This window comes from Pseudomonas brassicacearum, from assembly GCF_003732265.1.
GTDB classification, from domain to species: domain Bacteria; phylum Pseudomonadota; class Gammaproteobacteria; order Pseudomonadales; family Pseudomonadaceae; genus Aquipseudomonas; species Aquipseudomonas brassicacearum_D.
Genome location: NZ_MOBK01000001.1, coordinates 1,166,848 through 1,180,910, shown reverse-complemented (window position 1 = coordinate 1,180,910; position 14,063 = coordinate 1,166,848). Strand labels below are relative to the sequence as shown.

Annotated in this window: 13 protein-coding genes and 2 pseudogenes; 9 read left to right on the top strand and 6 right to left on the bottom strand. The window is 59.5% G+C overall.

The window, feature by feature from the left end; translation table 11 throughout:
- Positions 1-131: 131 nt before the first annotated feature.
- The 3 genes from BK660_RS05590 (at position 132) to BK660_RS05580 (ending at position 2,539) form a co-directional block, all read left to right on the top strand.
- On the top strand, positions 132-881 hold the full coding sequence (locus tag BK660_RS05590; RefSeq protein WP_123432433.1) for a hypothetical protein: 750 nt from the start codon (positions 132-134) through the stop codon (positions 879-881).
- Between the two features lie 128 nt (positions 882-1,009).
- Positions 1,010-1,795: a sulfite exporter TauE/SafE family protein gene (locus BK660_RS05585; protein ID WP_123432432.1), complete on the top strand. Its 786-nt coding sequence runs from the start codon at positions 1,010-1,012 to the stop codon at positions 1,793-1,795.
- A 171-nt stretch (positions 1,796-1,966) separates the two neighbouring features.
- Complete coding sequence (locus tag BK660_RS05580) at positions 1,967-2,539, top strand: DUF4174 domain-containing protein (RefSeq protein WP_123432431.1); 573 nt, start codon at positions 1,967-1,969, stop codon at positions 2,537-2,539.
- A 115-nt stretch (positions 2,540-2,654) separates the two neighbouring features.
- On the opposite strand, the pseudogene BK660_RS05575 reads toward BK660_RS05580, so the two are convergent.
- A pseudogene (locus BK660_RS05575) lies at positions 2,655-2,925 on the bottom strand (autotransporter outer membrane beta-barrel domain-containing protein).
- Positions 2,926-3,377: 452 nt separating this feature from the next.
- On the opposite strand from BK660_RS05575, the pseudogene BK660_RS05570 reads away from it, so the two are divergent.
- The 3 genes and pseudogenes from BK660_RS05570 to BK660_RS05560 all read left to right on the top strand — a co-directional run bounded on the left by BK660_RS05570 (position 3,378) and on the right by BK660_RS05560 (position 4,590).
- Positions 3,378-3,745 (top strand): annotated as a pseudogene (locus BK660_RS05570) (DUF6124 family protein).
- 15 nt (positions 3,746-3,760) lie between these two features.
- Positions 3,761-4,024 (top strand): hypothetical protein, encoded by a 264-nt coding sequence (locus BK660_RS05565; protein WP_123432430.1) that lies wholly within the window; start codon positions 3,761-3,763, stop codon positions 4,022-4,024.
- Between the two features lie 197 nt (positions 4,025-4,221).
- Positions 4,222-4,590, top strand: a complete 369-nt coding sequence (locus BK660_RS05560) for a DUF6124 family protein (RefSeq protein WP_123432429.1) — start codon at positions 4,222-4,224, stop codon at positions 4,588-4,590.
- 61 nt (positions 4,591-4,651) lie between these two features.
- Here BK660_RS05560 and ampC read toward each other — a convergent pair whose 3' ends face one another.
- Entirely contained in the window at positions 4,652-5,818 is a 1,167-nt protein-coding gene (gene ampC / locus BK660_RS05555) for a class C beta-lactamase (RefSeq protein ID WP_123432428.1), read from the bottom strand.
- 162 nt (positions 5,819-5,980) lie between these two features.
- Here ampC and BK660_RS05550 point away from each other — a divergent pair, with 162 nt between their 5' ends.
- Positions 5,981-6,865, top strand: a complete 885-nt coding sequence (locus BK660_RS05550) for a LysR family transcriptional regulator (protein WP_123432427.1) — start codon at positions 5,981-5,983, stop codon at positions 6,863-6,865.
- 104 nt (positions 6,866-6,969) lie between these two features.
- Here the strand turns inward: BK660_RS05550 and gudD are convergent, their stop codons facing one another.
- Both gudD and BK660_RS05540 read right to left on the bottom strand, forming a co-directional pair.
- Positions 6,970-8,313, bottom strand: coding sequence for a glucarate dehydratase (gene gudD / locus BK660_RS05545; RefSeq protein ID WP_123432426.1), 1,344 nt, complete (start codon positions 8,311-8,313; stop codon positions 6,970-6,972).
- Between the two features lie 24 nt (positions 8,314-8,337).
- Positions 8,338-9,684 (bottom strand): MFS transporter, encoded by a 1,347-nt coding sequence (locus BK660_RS05540; RefSeq protein ID WP_123432425.1) that lies wholly within the window; start codon positions 9,682-9,684, stop codon positions 8,338-8,340.
- 272 nt (positions 9,685-9,956) lie between these two features.
- Between BK660_RS05540 and BK660_RS05535 the strand changes: the two genes are divergently transcribed.
- Positions 9,957-10,673, top strand: a complete 717-nt coding sequence (locus tag BK660_RS05535) for a FadR/GntR family transcriptional regulator (protein WP_123432424.1) — start codon at positions 9,957-9,959, stop codon at positions 10,671-10,673.
- 3 nt (positions 10,674-10,676) lie between these two features.
- Here the strand turns inward: BK660_RS05535 and BK660_RS05530 are convergent, their stop codons facing one another.
- Both BK660_RS05530 and BK660_RS05525 read right to left on the bottom strand, forming a co-directional pair.
- Positions 10,677-12,065, bottom strand: coding sequence for a surface-adhesin E family protein (locus tag BK660_RS05530; protein WP_123432423.1), 1,389 nt, complete (start codon positions 12,063-12,065; stop codon positions 10,677-10,679).
- A gap of 87 nt (positions 12,066-12,152) precedes the next feature.
- Positions 12,153-13,070: a DMT family transporter gene (locus BK660_RS05525; RefSeq protein WP_123432422.1), complete on the bottom strand. Its 918-nt coding sequence runs from the start codon at positions 13,068-13,070 to the stop codon at positions 12,153-12,155.
- Positions 13,071-13,167: 97 nt separating this feature from the next.
- Between BK660_RS05525 and BK660_RS05520 the strand changes: the two genes are divergently transcribed.
- Positions 13,168-14,031: a LysR substrate-binding domain-containing protein gene (locus BK660_RS05520; protein WP_059182490.1), complete on the top strand. Its 864-nt coding sequence runs from the start codon at positions 13,168-13,170 to the stop codon at positions 14,029-14,031.
- Positions 14,032-14,063: the final 32 nt, after the last annotated feature.

The following is a 14,063-nucleotide window of genomic DNA, read 5'->3' as shown; positions in this document are numbered from 1 at the left end:
ATATCACTTTTTGGCCGGCCAAGGGTTGGTTCACGGACCACCGGCACTGCACTTTTTTGGCATTGGCGGCTCTATCTTTGGGCAGCCGGCGGCGATCCCCACCGTTGGCCCATGCCCAAGTTCAAGAACCCATGGCTCGAGTGTTACCCCGCATCACCCCATCGATCCGCCGCCGTTGCGTGCTCCTGGCTGGCTTGGCCATGCTTTTTGTCAGCGGTTGCAGCCAGCAACAGGGCAACGACATCGTCAGCCAGTTCCGCGAAGGCCGCCCCCAGGAATTTCTGCAGACCAGCGTCGACCGCATGGCCACGCTGACGATGCGTGACAACCTAGACAGCCTCTATGTGCTGATGAGCAAGCTTTACCGGCGCAACCCCGAGGAGCTGAAAAAATCCGGCTTCCTTGATGCCCGAACCGCTGGAAAGCAAGTGCGCATGGCCATCGAGCAGCAACAGCCACTGCCCACCCTTGGCAACAAAAAAGACCTGGCGGCGCTCAGGTTTGCCATGAGCCCGGAGTTTCTCGGTGACCGGGTCGGTGCTTTCATCTATGCCATCGGCAGCATGCTGGTGACCGCGCACGGCAATCGCCTGGAGTTCTACATGACGGATGCGATCAACCCGACGTTCGTCAGCAACGCCGCGCGCAACATCGAGATCGCCACGTGGATCCTCAGCCAGCGGCAAAACAAACAAGGCGAACCGTTGCTGTTCTCCAACGAGATCTCGGAGGAGGGCAGCAACCTGAGTTTTGCCGTTGAGTTCGGCAAGATCGTCGCGCGACTGGATTTGCTGACGCAGATGCTCGATGAACGCTACCGGCGCATCGGCTTGAATTATGCGCAGAGCCTGCTGTTCCTGAATTTCCTGCCAGTGCAATAAACCCTACACAGGGGAATGGGTGTTGTTATGTCTTGGATATAACGATAGTTCGCATCGATATAAGTAGTTATAAGAAAAATCGCTATGCTGCGGGCCAGATTTCTCCTGCGGTCTTTGTGGACGTCTCAATGGATTTAGTGAACATCGGGTTAGTCGTTGCCGGGTTGGTGGTTGGCTTTATTGTCGGCATGACTGGCGTCGGTGGTGGGTCGTTGATGACCCCGATTCTGCTGTGGTTCGGCATCAACCCCGCGACGGCGGTCGGTACCGATTTGCTCTACGCGGCGATCACCAAATCCAGTGGCGTGCTGGTCCACCGGAAAAACAACAACATCGATTGGGCGATTACCGGCTGGCTGACCCTTGGCAGCGTGCCGGCGGTAGCGTTGACGCTGTGGTTCCTCAGCAGCTTGCACACCGCGCCTGAAACCATGAACGCCATTATCAAGCAGGCGCTGGGGTTCGTTCTGTTCGCCACGGCCTTGGCGATTCTGTTCAAGAAACGCCTGCTCGATTTCGCTCACAAACGCGCCGGTGGCAACTACAACCCCAGCGGTTCTCGCCTCAACGTGATGACCGTCATCACCGGCCTGGTGCTGGGCACGATGGTGGCGCTGACGTCCATCGGTGCAGGCGCCTTGGGCACCGTGGCCCTGTTTATCCTGTATCCGCTGCTGCCGACCCGTCGCCTCGTCGGCACCGAAATCGCCCACGCCGTGCCGCTGACCCTGGTCGCCGGGCTTGGCCATGCGAGCATGGGCAACATGGACTGGCACGTGCTGGGCTTCTTGTTGATCGGCTCGCTGCCGGGGATCTGGTTGGGCAGTCATTTGACCGGCAAGATTTCCGATGAAGTGCTGCGCCCTTGCCTGGCGACGATGCTGGTGCTGATCGGTTACAAACTCGCGTTCTGATTCCGACTGAATCACCCCGCTGCTTATCTGCGATGAGATTAACCCCGTCTGTTGCGCAATGACCGCCCTGACCTAAGCTTGGGTCAAGGCGAAACACAATTGCGGTGCGTCACCCGGAACGAACGCCGCGATGCGCAATCATTAGAGCGTGGTTATCAAAAGGAGATGCGCATGCTCATCAGGTTTTTGACCCTGACAACCTTGCTGGCTTTCGCCGGTCCCTTGTTCGCAACCGAAAGTGACTCACCGCTGGATATCGAGAAAGGCCGGTCCCGGCCCTTGATTGTCATTGCACCCAGCACTGTCGATCCGGTCTGGGTCGGGCTGAAAAAGTCACTGGACGATCCGGCCAACAAGGAGGGTATCGCCCAACGCAATATCCGGGTGTACACCGTGCTGAACATGTTCGGCCAGCTCGACGGCAAGGACCTCGGTCAGCAGGACACCATGGCGCTGATCCGCTCCCTCAAACTCGGTGCGGGGGCGTTGCCCAAAGTGATCCTGATCGGCAAGGATGGCGAGAAGAAGCTTGAGAGTTCGGGAGATGAGTCAAAATCGGTCGATTTGAAGAAAGTGTTCGAGACCATCGATGCCCTGCCAGCCGCCGAAAAAGAAGCCACCGCGCCGCCGGTAGTGACCCCGCCTGCGGAGGCCGAACCGGTCAAGGGCGCTAAAGGCGCCAAGGCCACCAAGAATGGCAAACCCGCCAAACCGACCAAGCCGCCCGAGATGCCGGATGACTGACACCCCACCTAACCCCTGTGGGAGCGAGCCTGCTCGCGAAGACGGAGTGTCAGTCGACATCAATGTTGATCGATACACCGCTTTCGCGAGCAGGCTCGCTCCCACAGGTCGGGGGTTACCAGTTATAGCGATACCCGACCGTCACCGCCCACGGCTGCTTGATCTCGCTGCCATGGGTGTAGCCCGCTTCTGCGAAGAAGCTGTGTTTGTCCGCTGCCTTCACCGCAACGCCAGCGCCGATCTCGGCGCATGAGCCCGGCAAACGGCTGTACAGACATCATCGTGTCCTGTTCGACATCCAGGCCATTGCTGGCGGTGAAACGCCCACCGCTGATGCGCGCAACTTGCAATCCCGCCTGCGGTTCGACAAACCAGCCCTGACCCAGATCGAGCGTCTTGCCGACTTGAACGTCATCACTGAGTGCGTGGTGGACAGGCTAAAAAGCGGGCAATCCTACCCGGGTTGGAGGTGGGGATGTAATCGCGAAGGGACGTCCTAGGACGCAGTGTGCTGGCCTGCACAGGCGTCGGACATTTCCTGCGAGACGTGTCGTACTCCATGAACTGGTGCGCCAACCCACCTGCCGATACCTTTGTCGGGCCGCTGCAAAATCAGTGGTCGGATGTGGAAGTCTGTCGTTGTATAAAGGAGCCTGAACGGCCAAAACACATGATGGCGGTATTTTATGCCAACATTGTCATGTTATGGCGGCTGTTCGCGGGGCACTCTCCAGTGCGCCAGGTTCTCCTTTAGCCTGGTCTTCCACACCTGCGTTCAGCTGCCACCCTCATGTGGAAGTGAGATGGGTAGCTCCATTACTTTAAAGGAGCTTCACTATTGAAAAAGATCACTCCAAATCCTCCCGAAACTTCGACAGATACCGATCCGCTCGATCTTCCGAAACCACAGAACGCGCCGTCAGCGCTCGCTTGCGAAACCCCAGTCATACCGACCCGATCAGCCACGTCTTCACGATCACTCCGGGCGTCGATTCCATAACCCTGCTAAGTCATGCCTGCGAAACCCTGGCGTCTCTGAATGTCCTGATTACGGATCTGGCCTGCAAGCTGGAAGGCTCAAAGCGTAACGTCGCGCTCTCGATTCAGCAGTTGGCGGTCATCGCCGAGTTGTTGGTGAACCAGGCGCTGGATAACGTTGATCCACCCGAAGGTGCGCCTGTCGTTCAGCCACCGGTACGGCATTGAGAGAGGAGATCACTGATGGCCAGATATATGCCGATTACGGGCATCGATTGCCAAATTGCGTCGTTGCTGATTGATACGGATGCGCCGGTGGATGTGTTGCATGGCACTGCGGCCTATCGCATTCGTAGCGTGACCCAACTGCTGGAAACCTTGTCCGTGGGCGAGGGGATGGGCCGTGATGCTCTGTTGCTTCAGGATTTTGCGCGGGTGTTGGCGATTCCGCTGCGTGACGGTTGTGATTTGATGGACGTGATCGGACGACGATTGCAGCCGCTGTAACGACAATGGGCGATCCAGGCGATCGCCCATTTTTTTGCGGGTGAAGTATCCGCCTTCACGGGCGTCGGAAATTTCCTTCAAGTTGTGTCGCACTTGATGAACTGGTGTCTGTCAGCCCGCACCGCTAGCCTTCGTGGAAGTCCGCGCCATCGAGGGACCCAAGGATGAAAACACCCGTGAAAAAAGGAGCCTCGCCTGTGAAAAAGTTCAGCAAGCCTCAAGCAGAAATCCCTGACGATTCCGAGCATCCCACGCCTGTGAAGCTGTGTGGGACCATCGACGTGGCGGTCATTCCACGCCCCAGGCGTATGCTCTCGCCCCAGCCTATATTCGCCATTGCCCCCGGAGTCGACACGCGGACGCTACTGAAACAAGCTTGCGACACCCTCGCGTCGCTGACGGCCCTGCTCGAGAATTTTGCCGCCAAACTGGAAGCGCCGAACCGCGGTGAAATATTCTCGATTCAGCAGTTGGCGATGGTCGCCGAGTTGTTGGTGGCTCAGGCGCGGGACAACCTTGTTGCGGATAGGGAAGCATCTGGCGGTAAGCCAGAAACCCGGCATTAAGCAGGCGTAAAAAAGAAAATGGGTGACCTCGAAGGGTCACCCATTTTGCTGTTGCTTGTGGTTATTCGCTCAAGGCACTCAATATCGCGTGAGCGATTTTGATCCGCTCCGGGTTCGGGTAGTTTTTGTTGGCCAGGATCACGATGCCGATGTCCTTCGAGGGCACAAACGCAACGTAGGCACCGAAGCCGCCCGTGGAGCCGGTTTTGTTGAGCAACACGTTTTCCGGTTGCGGCTGCGGCGGGTTCAACCACTTGACCTTGTGAGCGTCCATTGCCATCTCGGTCGAGTTGCCGGCGAGCAGCCGATCCAGCGTGACCGGGTAAGGGTAGAGCTCCCAGCCCAGCCCCTGTGTCATTTCACCGACCGTGTAGTAACCGGTGTGAGTGGTCGCGATGGCTTGCTGCAATGGCTTTTCCAGTCCTGCCGGTTTCATGTTCGCTTCAACATACCGAATCAGGTCCGAGGCACTGGTTTTCACGCCGTAGGCTTCGGAATCCAGCGCGCCCGGTCCGACACGCACCGGCTTGTCGTCTTTGTTGTAACCCTGAGCGTAAAGCCCCATCTGCGCTTGCGGGACCTTGAGGTAGGTGTGCTTGAGGCCCAGTTTCGGCAGCAAGGTTTTTTCCATCAGTTCATCGAACGGCTGGCCCATGCTGTGGGCGGCGAGATAGCCGAACAGCCCAATGCTTGGGTTCGAATACAGGCGATGGGTGCCAGCAGGGTAAACCGGTGTCCATTGTTTGAAGTAACTGAGCATCGTGTCTGCATGGTCAGCGTCGTCGGGGAACTGCAGCGGCAACCCGCCAGCGGAGTAAGTGCCCAGCTGCAACACACTGATGCGATCGAACGCACTGCCGCGCAATGCTGGCAAAACGGTGCTGGCAGTATCGGACAGAGACAGTTTGCCGTTGGCCTGGGCATACCCGGCCAGTGTGGCGGCGAAGGTTTTACTGACCGAGCCGATTTCGAACAAGGTGTCCTGGCTGACCGGTTTGCGATCCTCTTTGGAGGCCACGCCGTAATTAAAGTAATGCTGCTGACCATTGTGGGTGATCGCGACGGCGAGCCCGGCAATGTTATGTTGCTGCATGACCGGGCTGACGGTGGCGTTGACCAGGGTTTCGAGCTGCTGATCGGACGGTGTCGCCGCCATACAGGAGGCTGTCCCGAGGAAAAGTACGAAAGCGCTGTAGGACGCAAGCCTCGGCAGTTTGTGTTTGAGCATTTCTGATCCACTCTTCATGAGTTGTAATGAAGTTAACCCGCTACACTCCATGCGCTCTTGCAAATCGGGTTACCTGATAGGCGAGCCAAATCTAGGCAGTCCGCCGAGCGTCGACAAACGACGATATTTCGGGTGAGCCATTAGAAAAACTATGGAGTTGGCATGATTCGTCCTCACTTGCCGCTGAATGCGTTGCGTGCTTTCGAGGCCTCCGCGCGCCATTTGAGTTTCACTCGGGCGGCGGTGGAGTTGTTTGTTACGCCTGCGGCAGTGAGTCATCAGGTCAAAAGCCTCGAAGCCCAACTCAACGTAACACTGTTCAAACGCTTGCCACGCGGGCTGATGCTGACCAGTGAGGGTGAAACCTTGCTGCCGGTACTGCGTGAATCCTTTGACCGAATCGCCGAAACGCTTGAGCGGTTCGAAGGCGGGCACTATCGGGATGTGTTGACAGTGGGGGCGGTGGGGACGTTTGCGGTCGGGTGGTTGTTGCCGCGGCTGGCGGACTTCCAGGAGAAACATCCGTTCATAGATTTACGGCTGTCGACCAATAACAATCGGGTGGACGTGGCCGCTGAGGGGCTGGATTACGCCATTCGTTTTGGCGCGGGCGCCTGGCACGGGATTGAAGCGTTGCGGTTGATCGAGGCGCCGCTGTCGGTGCTGTGCGTTCCCGAACTGGCCCGGCAGTTGAATTCGCCTGAGGATCTGTTGAAACAAACGTTGTTACGTTCTTACCGTATCGACGAATGGCCCGAGTGGTTTCTGGCCTGCGGGCTACCGCCCAACACGGCACCCACCAGGAATATTGTTTTCGACTCTTCGCTGGCGATGATGGAGGCCGCGCTTCAAGGTGCTGGCATTGCATTGGCGCCGCCGCTGATGTTTTCCCGTCAACTGGCGGCCGGTGCCATCGAGCAACCGTTCGCCATCGGCATCACCACCGGCAGCTACTGGTTGACCCGCTTGCAGTCTCGCCCCGAAACGGCGGCAATGACGGCATTCAAGGAGTGGTTACTGCAAGCATCCGAAACGCCACCCTTGTAGTAGCGAGCCTGCTCGCGAAGTCGGAGTGTCAGGCGCCATCCATGTTGAATGTGCCGGCCCCTTCGCGAGCAGGCTCGCTCCTACAAGGAGTACAGCGGCAGAAGTCAGCGCACCAGGCACGGCCGTTTGTTATCGAATTTCCAGCCCGGGATCAGGAATTGCATCGCCACGCTGTCATCCCGCGCCCCCAGCCCCATGCCTTTGTACAGTTCATGGGCCTTGGCCAATTGGTCCATGTCCAATTCAACCCCTAGCCCCGGTTTCTTCGGCACCTGCACACAACCACCGACGATTTGCAGTGGGGCTTTGGTCAGGCGCTGGCCGTCCTGCCAGATCCAATGGGTGTCGATGGCGGTGATTTCACCCGGCGCAGCCGCCGCGACGTGGGTGAACATCGCCAGGGAAATATCGAAGTGGTTGTTGGAGTGCGAACCCCAGGTCAGGCCCCATTCATGGCACATCTGCGCCACGCGAACCGAACCCTGCATGGTCCAGAAATGCGGGTCGGCCAGCGGAATGTCCACCGATTGCAACTGGATGGCGTGGCCCATTTCCCGCCAGTCGGTGGCGATCATGTTGGTCGCGGTTTTCAGCCCGGTGGCACGGCGGAACTCGGCCATGACCTCACGCCCCGAGTAACCGTTTTCCGCGCCGCACGGGTCTTCGGCGTAGGCCAGAACGCGGTGCTGGTCCCGGCACAAGCGAATGGCTTCCTTGAGTGACCACGCGCCATTCGGATCGAGGGTAATGCGCGCCTCCGGAAAGCGTTCGGCCAGTGCGGTGACGGCTTCGATTTCTTCATCGCCACTGAGCACTCCGCCCTTGAGCTTGAAGTCCTTGAAGCCGTAGCGGGCGTGGGCGGCTTCAGCCAGACGGACCACCGCGTCAGCGGTCATGGCTTGCTCATGACGCACACGGAACCAGTCGTTATCGGCGTCCGGTTCGCTGCGGTAGGCCAAGTCTGTCTGCTGGCGATCCCCGACGTAAAACAGGTAACCGAGCATCTTCACTTCGTCACGCTGCTGGCCTTCGCCAAGCAGGGCGGCGACCGGCACGTCCAGGTGCTGGCCGAGCAAGTCGAGCAGGGCGGCTTCCAGACCAGTGACCGCGTGAATGGTGATGCGCAGATCGAACGTCTGCAAACCGCGACCGCCCGCATCGCGATCGGCAAAGGTCTGGCGCACCTGGTTGAGGATCTTCTGATACGTGCCGATCGGGCTGCCAACCACCAGCGCGCGGGCGTCCTCCAGTGTCTGGCGAATACGCTCGCCACCCGGTACTTCACCGACACCGGTGTGACCGGCGTTGTCCTTGAGGATCACGATATTGCGGGTGAAAAACGGACCATGGGCGCCGCTCAGGTTGAGCAGCATGCCGTCGTGGCCGGCCACCGGAACCACCTGCATGCTGGTGATGATCGGGGCTTTTGCGCAGTCTTGTGGGTGCATTTTCTTGTCCTTATAAACAACGGATCAGGCGTGGTTGGGCGTTGGTTTGCCCAGCGCAGCGGCCGGTGCGGTTTTCGGTGTGTTGCGTGCGGCAAAGACAATGATCGCGGCGATGATCGAGGTCGCGGCCAGCCCGTACAGGCCGCCCTGAATCGAACCGGTGTGTTCTTCCAGCAGGCCGAAAGTGGTCGGCGCAACGAAACCGCCGAGGTTGCCCACCGAGTTGATCAGCGCAATCACGCCAGCGGCGATCCGCGCATCCAGATACGCCTGGGGGATCGGCCAGAACAGCGACGAAGCGGATTTGAAACCCAGCGCCGCAAAGCAGATCGCAACAAAGGCAAAGATCGGCCCGCCCGTGGTCGACATGAACATCCCGGCGGCGGCAATCAACAGCGCAGCAGCCACCCAGGCTTGCTGGTGTTTCCATTTGGCTGACAGAGAAGCAAAGGCGTACATGCCGATAATCGACAGCAGCCACGGGATCGAGTTGAACAACCCGACCTGAATATCACTGAGGTCGCCCATCTTCTTGATGATGCTCGGCAGCCAGAAGGTCGCGGCATAGATGGTCAGCTGGATGAAGAAGTAGATCAGGCAGAACAGAATGATCTGACGATCCTTGAGCAGTTTGCCCAACGACGGTTTGATCGGCGTTGCGGCTTCGCGGGCCAGTTGTTCGTCCTCGATGGCGTTGACCAGCGCGTCCTGTTCTTCGCGGCTCAGCCATTTGGCGTCGTGGGGTTTGGAGTCCAGCCAGAACCAGACGAACACGCACAGCCCGACCGAAAACATCCCTTCAATGAAGTACATCCACTGCCAGCCGTGCAATCCGAAACCGTTGAGTTGCAGGAGCAACCCGGACAGCGGGCCGGAGATCAGTGAGGCCACCGCCGAGCCACTGAGAAAGATCGCAATCGCCTTGCCGCGCTCCACGCCGGGCAACCAGCGAGTGAAGTAATAAATCACCCCCGGAAAGAACCCGGCTTCGGCCACACCCAGCAGGAATCGCAGGATGTAGAAGTGGGTTTCGTTCTGGATGAACGCCATGCCGGCGGCCACCAGGCCCCAGGTCAGCATGATGCGGGTCAGCCAGATGCGTGCGCCGACTTTTTGCAGGAGGATGTTGGAGGGGACTTCGAACAGCGCGTAACCGATGAAGAACAGCCCGGCACCGAGGCCGTAGGCGGCAGCGCCGATTCCCAGGTCGTGTTCCATGTGGGCGCGGACGAAGCCGATGTTCACACGGTCGATGTAGTTGACGATGAACATGATGACGAACAGCGGCAGGACGTGGCGTTTCACTTTCGAGATGGCGGACTTCAGGACCGAATCGGCACCGTCGTGCATCCCTGATACGGATGTATTCACTTGGTTTCTCCCACTGATTATTTTTATGCGGGGTGTCGCGTTGTTGCTAGACATCATACAACTGCATTTTTTTATTGTGCAAGCGGTTATGTCCAACAAAATGGTGAGGTAACGGCGCTTTTTTATGCTTTTTCTGGTTTCGCTATGTGGGTTGCAGACGTGAAATCGTCGTATTTGTTGAGTGTTGTCATACAAGTTGAGCGCTATTTTCTGGAGATCCCAATCCTCTCGCGGTGCTACGATTCCGTCAGCCCCGTTTCCGGATCATCGCCATGCAAACTGTCCTCGACACGCCAGCCCCAAGGCGCAGCCACAACCTCGCGCACGACCTGGTCGCCAAGCTGACCCAGAGCATCCTGCTCGGCCAGATGTTGCCGGGAGACAAGTTACCGTCGGAAAACTCGATCGTTCAGGCACACGGCGTCAGCCGCACCGTGGTGCGCGAGGCGATCTCGAAATTGCAGGCGTCAGGGTTGGTGGAAACCCGTCACGGCATCGGCACGTTTGTCATCGAACGCGCGCCGGAGCAGGGCTTGCGGCTGAACGTCGACACCGCGCTGGGGGTGCGCAGCATTCTGGAGTTGCGCATGGGCCTGGAAACCCAGGCCGCTGCGCTGGCGGCGACGCGTCGTACGGAGCTGCAACTGGCGCAGATGCGTGAAGCGCTGGACGATTATCAGAGCTTGCTGGCCAACAACGACAGTTGCGTCGAGGCCGACAAGCGCTTCCACCTGTTGATTGCCGAAGCCACCGGCAATGTGTGCTTCACCGACATCATGCAGCACTTGGGCAGTGCGATGATCCCGCGCACCCGCGTCAATGCCGCCGAACGCGGTGCGGCGGATCTGAGCAAGTTGGGGCAACTCGCCAACCTCGAACACGAGGCGATTCTCAACGCCATCAAGCGTCAGGACCCGGACGCGGCGCGGGCGGCGATGTGGCTGCACCTGACCAACAGTCGCGACCGTTTTTCGGCGGGTGACGCCTGAGCTTTATTCTTCGACTTCGAGCAACGTTGTCGCGCCGCTTGGGTAAGCGGCCCGGAAAAAGTAACCGTACTCTTCGAGGTAGTAATACTTGCTGCCGCGGCTGGTGGCCGGATCGTTGTCAAATCGGCAACTGACTTCTTTGGCGCCGCCGCGCAGTTGCTGGTTGACCTGACTCGCCTCGAATACCCGTTCCACGGTGCACAGAAGCCGTTCGGAGAACATTCGTTCGCCGTCGAGCGTATGGCGCTCGCGTTTTTCCGCGCGTATTTCCAGAGCAGCACCCACCGGCATTTTTTGCCAGTCCCCGGTGAAGCCGAGTTGCACGGTATCCGTGGCCCCGGAGGTGGGGAGCGAACGTCTGTTGTCGGCCAGCGGGGACTGCTGAGCCAGGGTGAGCAAGCCGCGGAACGAGATCGTCCAGCGATCGACCGGCGCATCCTTCCATCGCTGGCGCACCTGGCCGCTCTGCGGGTCGGTGTCCAGGAGCAATGTGATTCCCGATCCCGAATACGTGCTGGATCGGGTCACCACGCGCTTGAGTGTGCGGGCGGGTGGTGCAAGCTTGAGGTCGTTGATCGCCTTCAGCACCGACGCAGGGACAGGGGCCGGCGCGAAGCTTTGCGGCGACTTGAGGCGTGACGTGTAGGCGGGCAATGTCGAGCGCTGCTCGGTTGAGCCACAGGCTGCATTCAACAACAGCCGGACTGCTGCGCCAGCCTGTGCGAAGGCGTGTTGCGCCGGATTGTTCAGCACTTCACCCAACGCCACCTGATGGGTCTTGCCGAGTTTGAACGTGCTCAAGACGCGGTAGGTCTGGCGAGTGCAATCCACTTCGTAGCGTTCGCGGGACTGCCCGTAAAGCTCCATGTTGCTTTTGTCTGAAAGCAGTACGGGCTCATCGATGGCGCCCCAGAAATGACTGATGCCACCTTCGGTCCTGACGCTGTTGACGTCGATCATCAACCAGCGCTGGTCTTCGCTTCGCTGGACGATGCGCCAGTCAGACGGTGCCACGCGAACGCAGGCCTCACCGAACGAGGGGTTTTGCGTCAGCTCGGCCGCCAGTACGTTGGGCACGTCCTGCGTCAGTTGCTGATGAACGTGACTTGAATCCGGTCTGGTGGAAAAGTAGCGGTCGAGAAACAGCATTTTCACGTCAGGGGCGCTGCAATTGGTTTGCAATTGAACAACGCTCGGCAAGCCGTTGGCCAACACCGGCGGGGTATGCACCTGATAGCTGACGATGTCGCCATCGCGCATCACCGAGTTTTCCAGCGGTGCCTGTTTGAACACCAGTTGCACGGTCAATGCCGGCGGTTGATACGTTGGCTGGGGGTGGCTGGCGCAGCCCGACACTATCCCTAGCGCGCAGGCCACAGCAAAACGGTTCATAAACACTTCCTGGCGATGGCTTCACGTTCATGTGAACAGAGGAGGTCGGCATCGCACGGCGATTCTTGAATCGGCTCTCGCTTGAGTTCATGGCTGGGCGGGTCGCACCGAGGTCACCGCAGCCCGGCGTTCCAGGTTCAGCGCCAGCACACTGATCAACACCACAAGGGCACCGACGCCGACCATCAGCGTTGGCTGTTCCCCCAAGGCATAGGCCGCCATGGCCATCGCCGTCGGCGGGATCAGGTACAGCGTCACGCTGGCGCGGCTCAAGTCCACGTGCGCCAGCACAAACGCCCAGGCCAGATACGCCAGCGCACTGGGAAACACGCCCAACGCCATCACCGCCCACTGCACATGCGCTGGTGCGCTGACGACCTGGCCGGCCAGTCCCGGCAGGTAGATCAGTAACAGCGCCGTGCCCGACCACACCGTGTAACACACCAGCGTCAGGCCGTCGTAGCGTCCGGTTTGATGCTTCTGCAGGGCAAAGTAAAAACTCCACGACAGCGCCGCCAGCAGGATCAGCCATCCGTGAACGTCGACGCTCCCCAGTCCGCGATCACCGGCCACCACAATCACCACGCCGACCAGTCCCGCCACGATGCAGCCCCAGCGCCAGAAGCTGACGCTGTCCTTGAACACAAACCGCGCCAGCAGCGTGCTGAACAACGGCGTCGATTGCGCCAACACGCTGGAGGCCCCGGCGCTGACATGCTGTTGGCCGATATTCAGTACAACGTGATGCAGGCTCACCGCGAAAAATCCGAGCACCATCAGCAGCGGCAGGTCGCGAAGCCTGGGCAGGCTGATGCCTTTGAACGCGGCGACGACTGCCATGAATGCCGAGGCAATCAGAAACCTCAGCAAGGCCAGGTGGCCGGGGTCGTAGGCCTGCAAGCCGATATGAATGCCCGTTGGCGAATAAGCCCAGCAGGCGATGACAAAGGCCATCGCCAGAATGATTTTGATCGGCGAGTGGGCGGGGCGAGTGTGTGGCTTCATGGTCGGGCACCTTGGGTGTATGTGCCGAGTATCTGAAGCTGAACAGGTCACCACAACTGACTTATACTGCGTCGACTGTTCACTTTTGGTGATGATTATGGAGCTGGCGCAGATTCGCATGTTCAAGACCGTGGCCGACGTCGGCAGCATCGCCCGGGCCGCCGAGTTGCTGCATTGCGTGCCGTCCAACATCACGGCGCGGATCAAGGCGCTGGAGACGGAGTTGGGCGTGGCGCTGTTTCTGCGTGAGGGCCGGGGGCTTCGTATCAGTCCGGCGGGCCAGACGTTTTTGTCTTACGCCTCGAAGATCCTGGCGCTGACCGTTGAAGCCAAACGCGCACTGGACCCGTCCGCCGACCCTTCCGGGCCGCTGCGCATCGGCGCCATCGAGTCCTCGGCCACCGGCCGGCTGCCGCGCCTGTTGGCGAAATTCCACAAGCGCTATCCCGCGGTTGCGCTGGAACTGACCACGGGCACCTGGGGCCAATTGCTGGATGACACGCTTAACCATCGGCTCGACGGTGCGATTGTCGCGGTGGATGTCGAACGTTCCCAACTCAAGCGCACACCGATGTACCGCGAAGAGCTGCTGCTGATTGCCTCGACATCGCTGGGGCCGGTGCGTGGCATTGCGGATTTGCAGGACAAGACCGTGTTCATGTGGCCCCAGGGCTGTCCGTACCGGGCGGCGCTGGAACATTGGTTGCTGCGCCAGGGGCAGGCACTGCCGATTGTCAGCCTGGCCAGTTACGGCGCGATTGTCGGGTGTGTCAGCGCGGGGGCCGGCGTCGCGCTGGTGCCTAAAGGGGTGTTTGATCAGTACGCCAAGGGGGCGGGGTGCGCAGGGTTTGAGTTTCCCGAGCTGACGGCCATCGACAATCTGTTTTACTGGCATGAAAACGCCGGGGTTCACCCGGCGCGAGAAGCGTTTGTGGCAATGCTGCGCGAGGAGTTCGCGTGATTATCGGGAGGCATCGCTGCTTTTGTGGCGAG

Bases quoted from the DNA above. Each gene is read 5' to 3' on its own strand.
- BK660_RS05580 (WP_123432431.1), top strand. From the start codon at position 1,967: ATGCTCATCAGGTTTTTGACCCTGACAACCTTGCTGGCTTTCGCCGGT.
- BK660_RS05590 (WP_123432433.1), top strand. From the start codon at position 132: ATGGCTCGAGTGTTACCCCGCATCACCCCATCGATCCGCCGCCGTTGC.
- BK660_RS05585 (WP_123432432.1), top strand. From the start codon at position 1,010: ATGGATTTAGTGAACATCGGGTTAGTCGTTGCCGGGTTGGTGGTTGGC.
- BK660_RS05520 (WP_059182490.1), top strand. From the start codon at position 13,168: ATGGAGCTGGCGCAGATTCGCATGTTCAAGACCGTGGCCGACGTCGGC.
- gudD (WP_123432426.1), bottom strand. From the start codon at position 8,313: ATGCACCCACAAGACTGCGCAAAAGCCCCGATCATCACCAGCATGCAG.
- ampC (WP_123432428.1), bottom strand. From the start codon at position 5,818: ATGCTCAAACACAAACTGCCGAGGCTTGCGTCCTACAGCGCTTTCGTA.
- BK660_RS05565 (WP_123432430.1), top strand. From the start codon at position 3,761: ATGGCCAGATATATGCCGATTACGGGCATCGATTGCCAAATTGCGTCG.
- BK660_RS05525 (WP_123432422.1), bottom strand. From the start codon at position 13,070: ATGAAGCCACACACTCGCCCCGCCCACTCGCCGATCAAAATCATTCTG.
- BK660_RS05535 (WP_123432424.1), top strand. From the start codon at position 9,957: ATGCAAACTGTCCTCGACACGCCAGCCCCAAGGCGCAGCCACAACCTC.
- BK660_RS05530 (WP_123432423.1), bottom strand. From the start codon at position 12,065: ATGAACCGTTTTGCTGTGGCCTGCGCGCTAGGGATAGTGTCGGGCTGC.
- BK660_RS05550 (WP_123432427.1), top strand. From the start codon at position 5,981: ATGATTCGTCCTCACTTGCCGCTGAATGCGTTGCGTGCTTTCGAGGCC.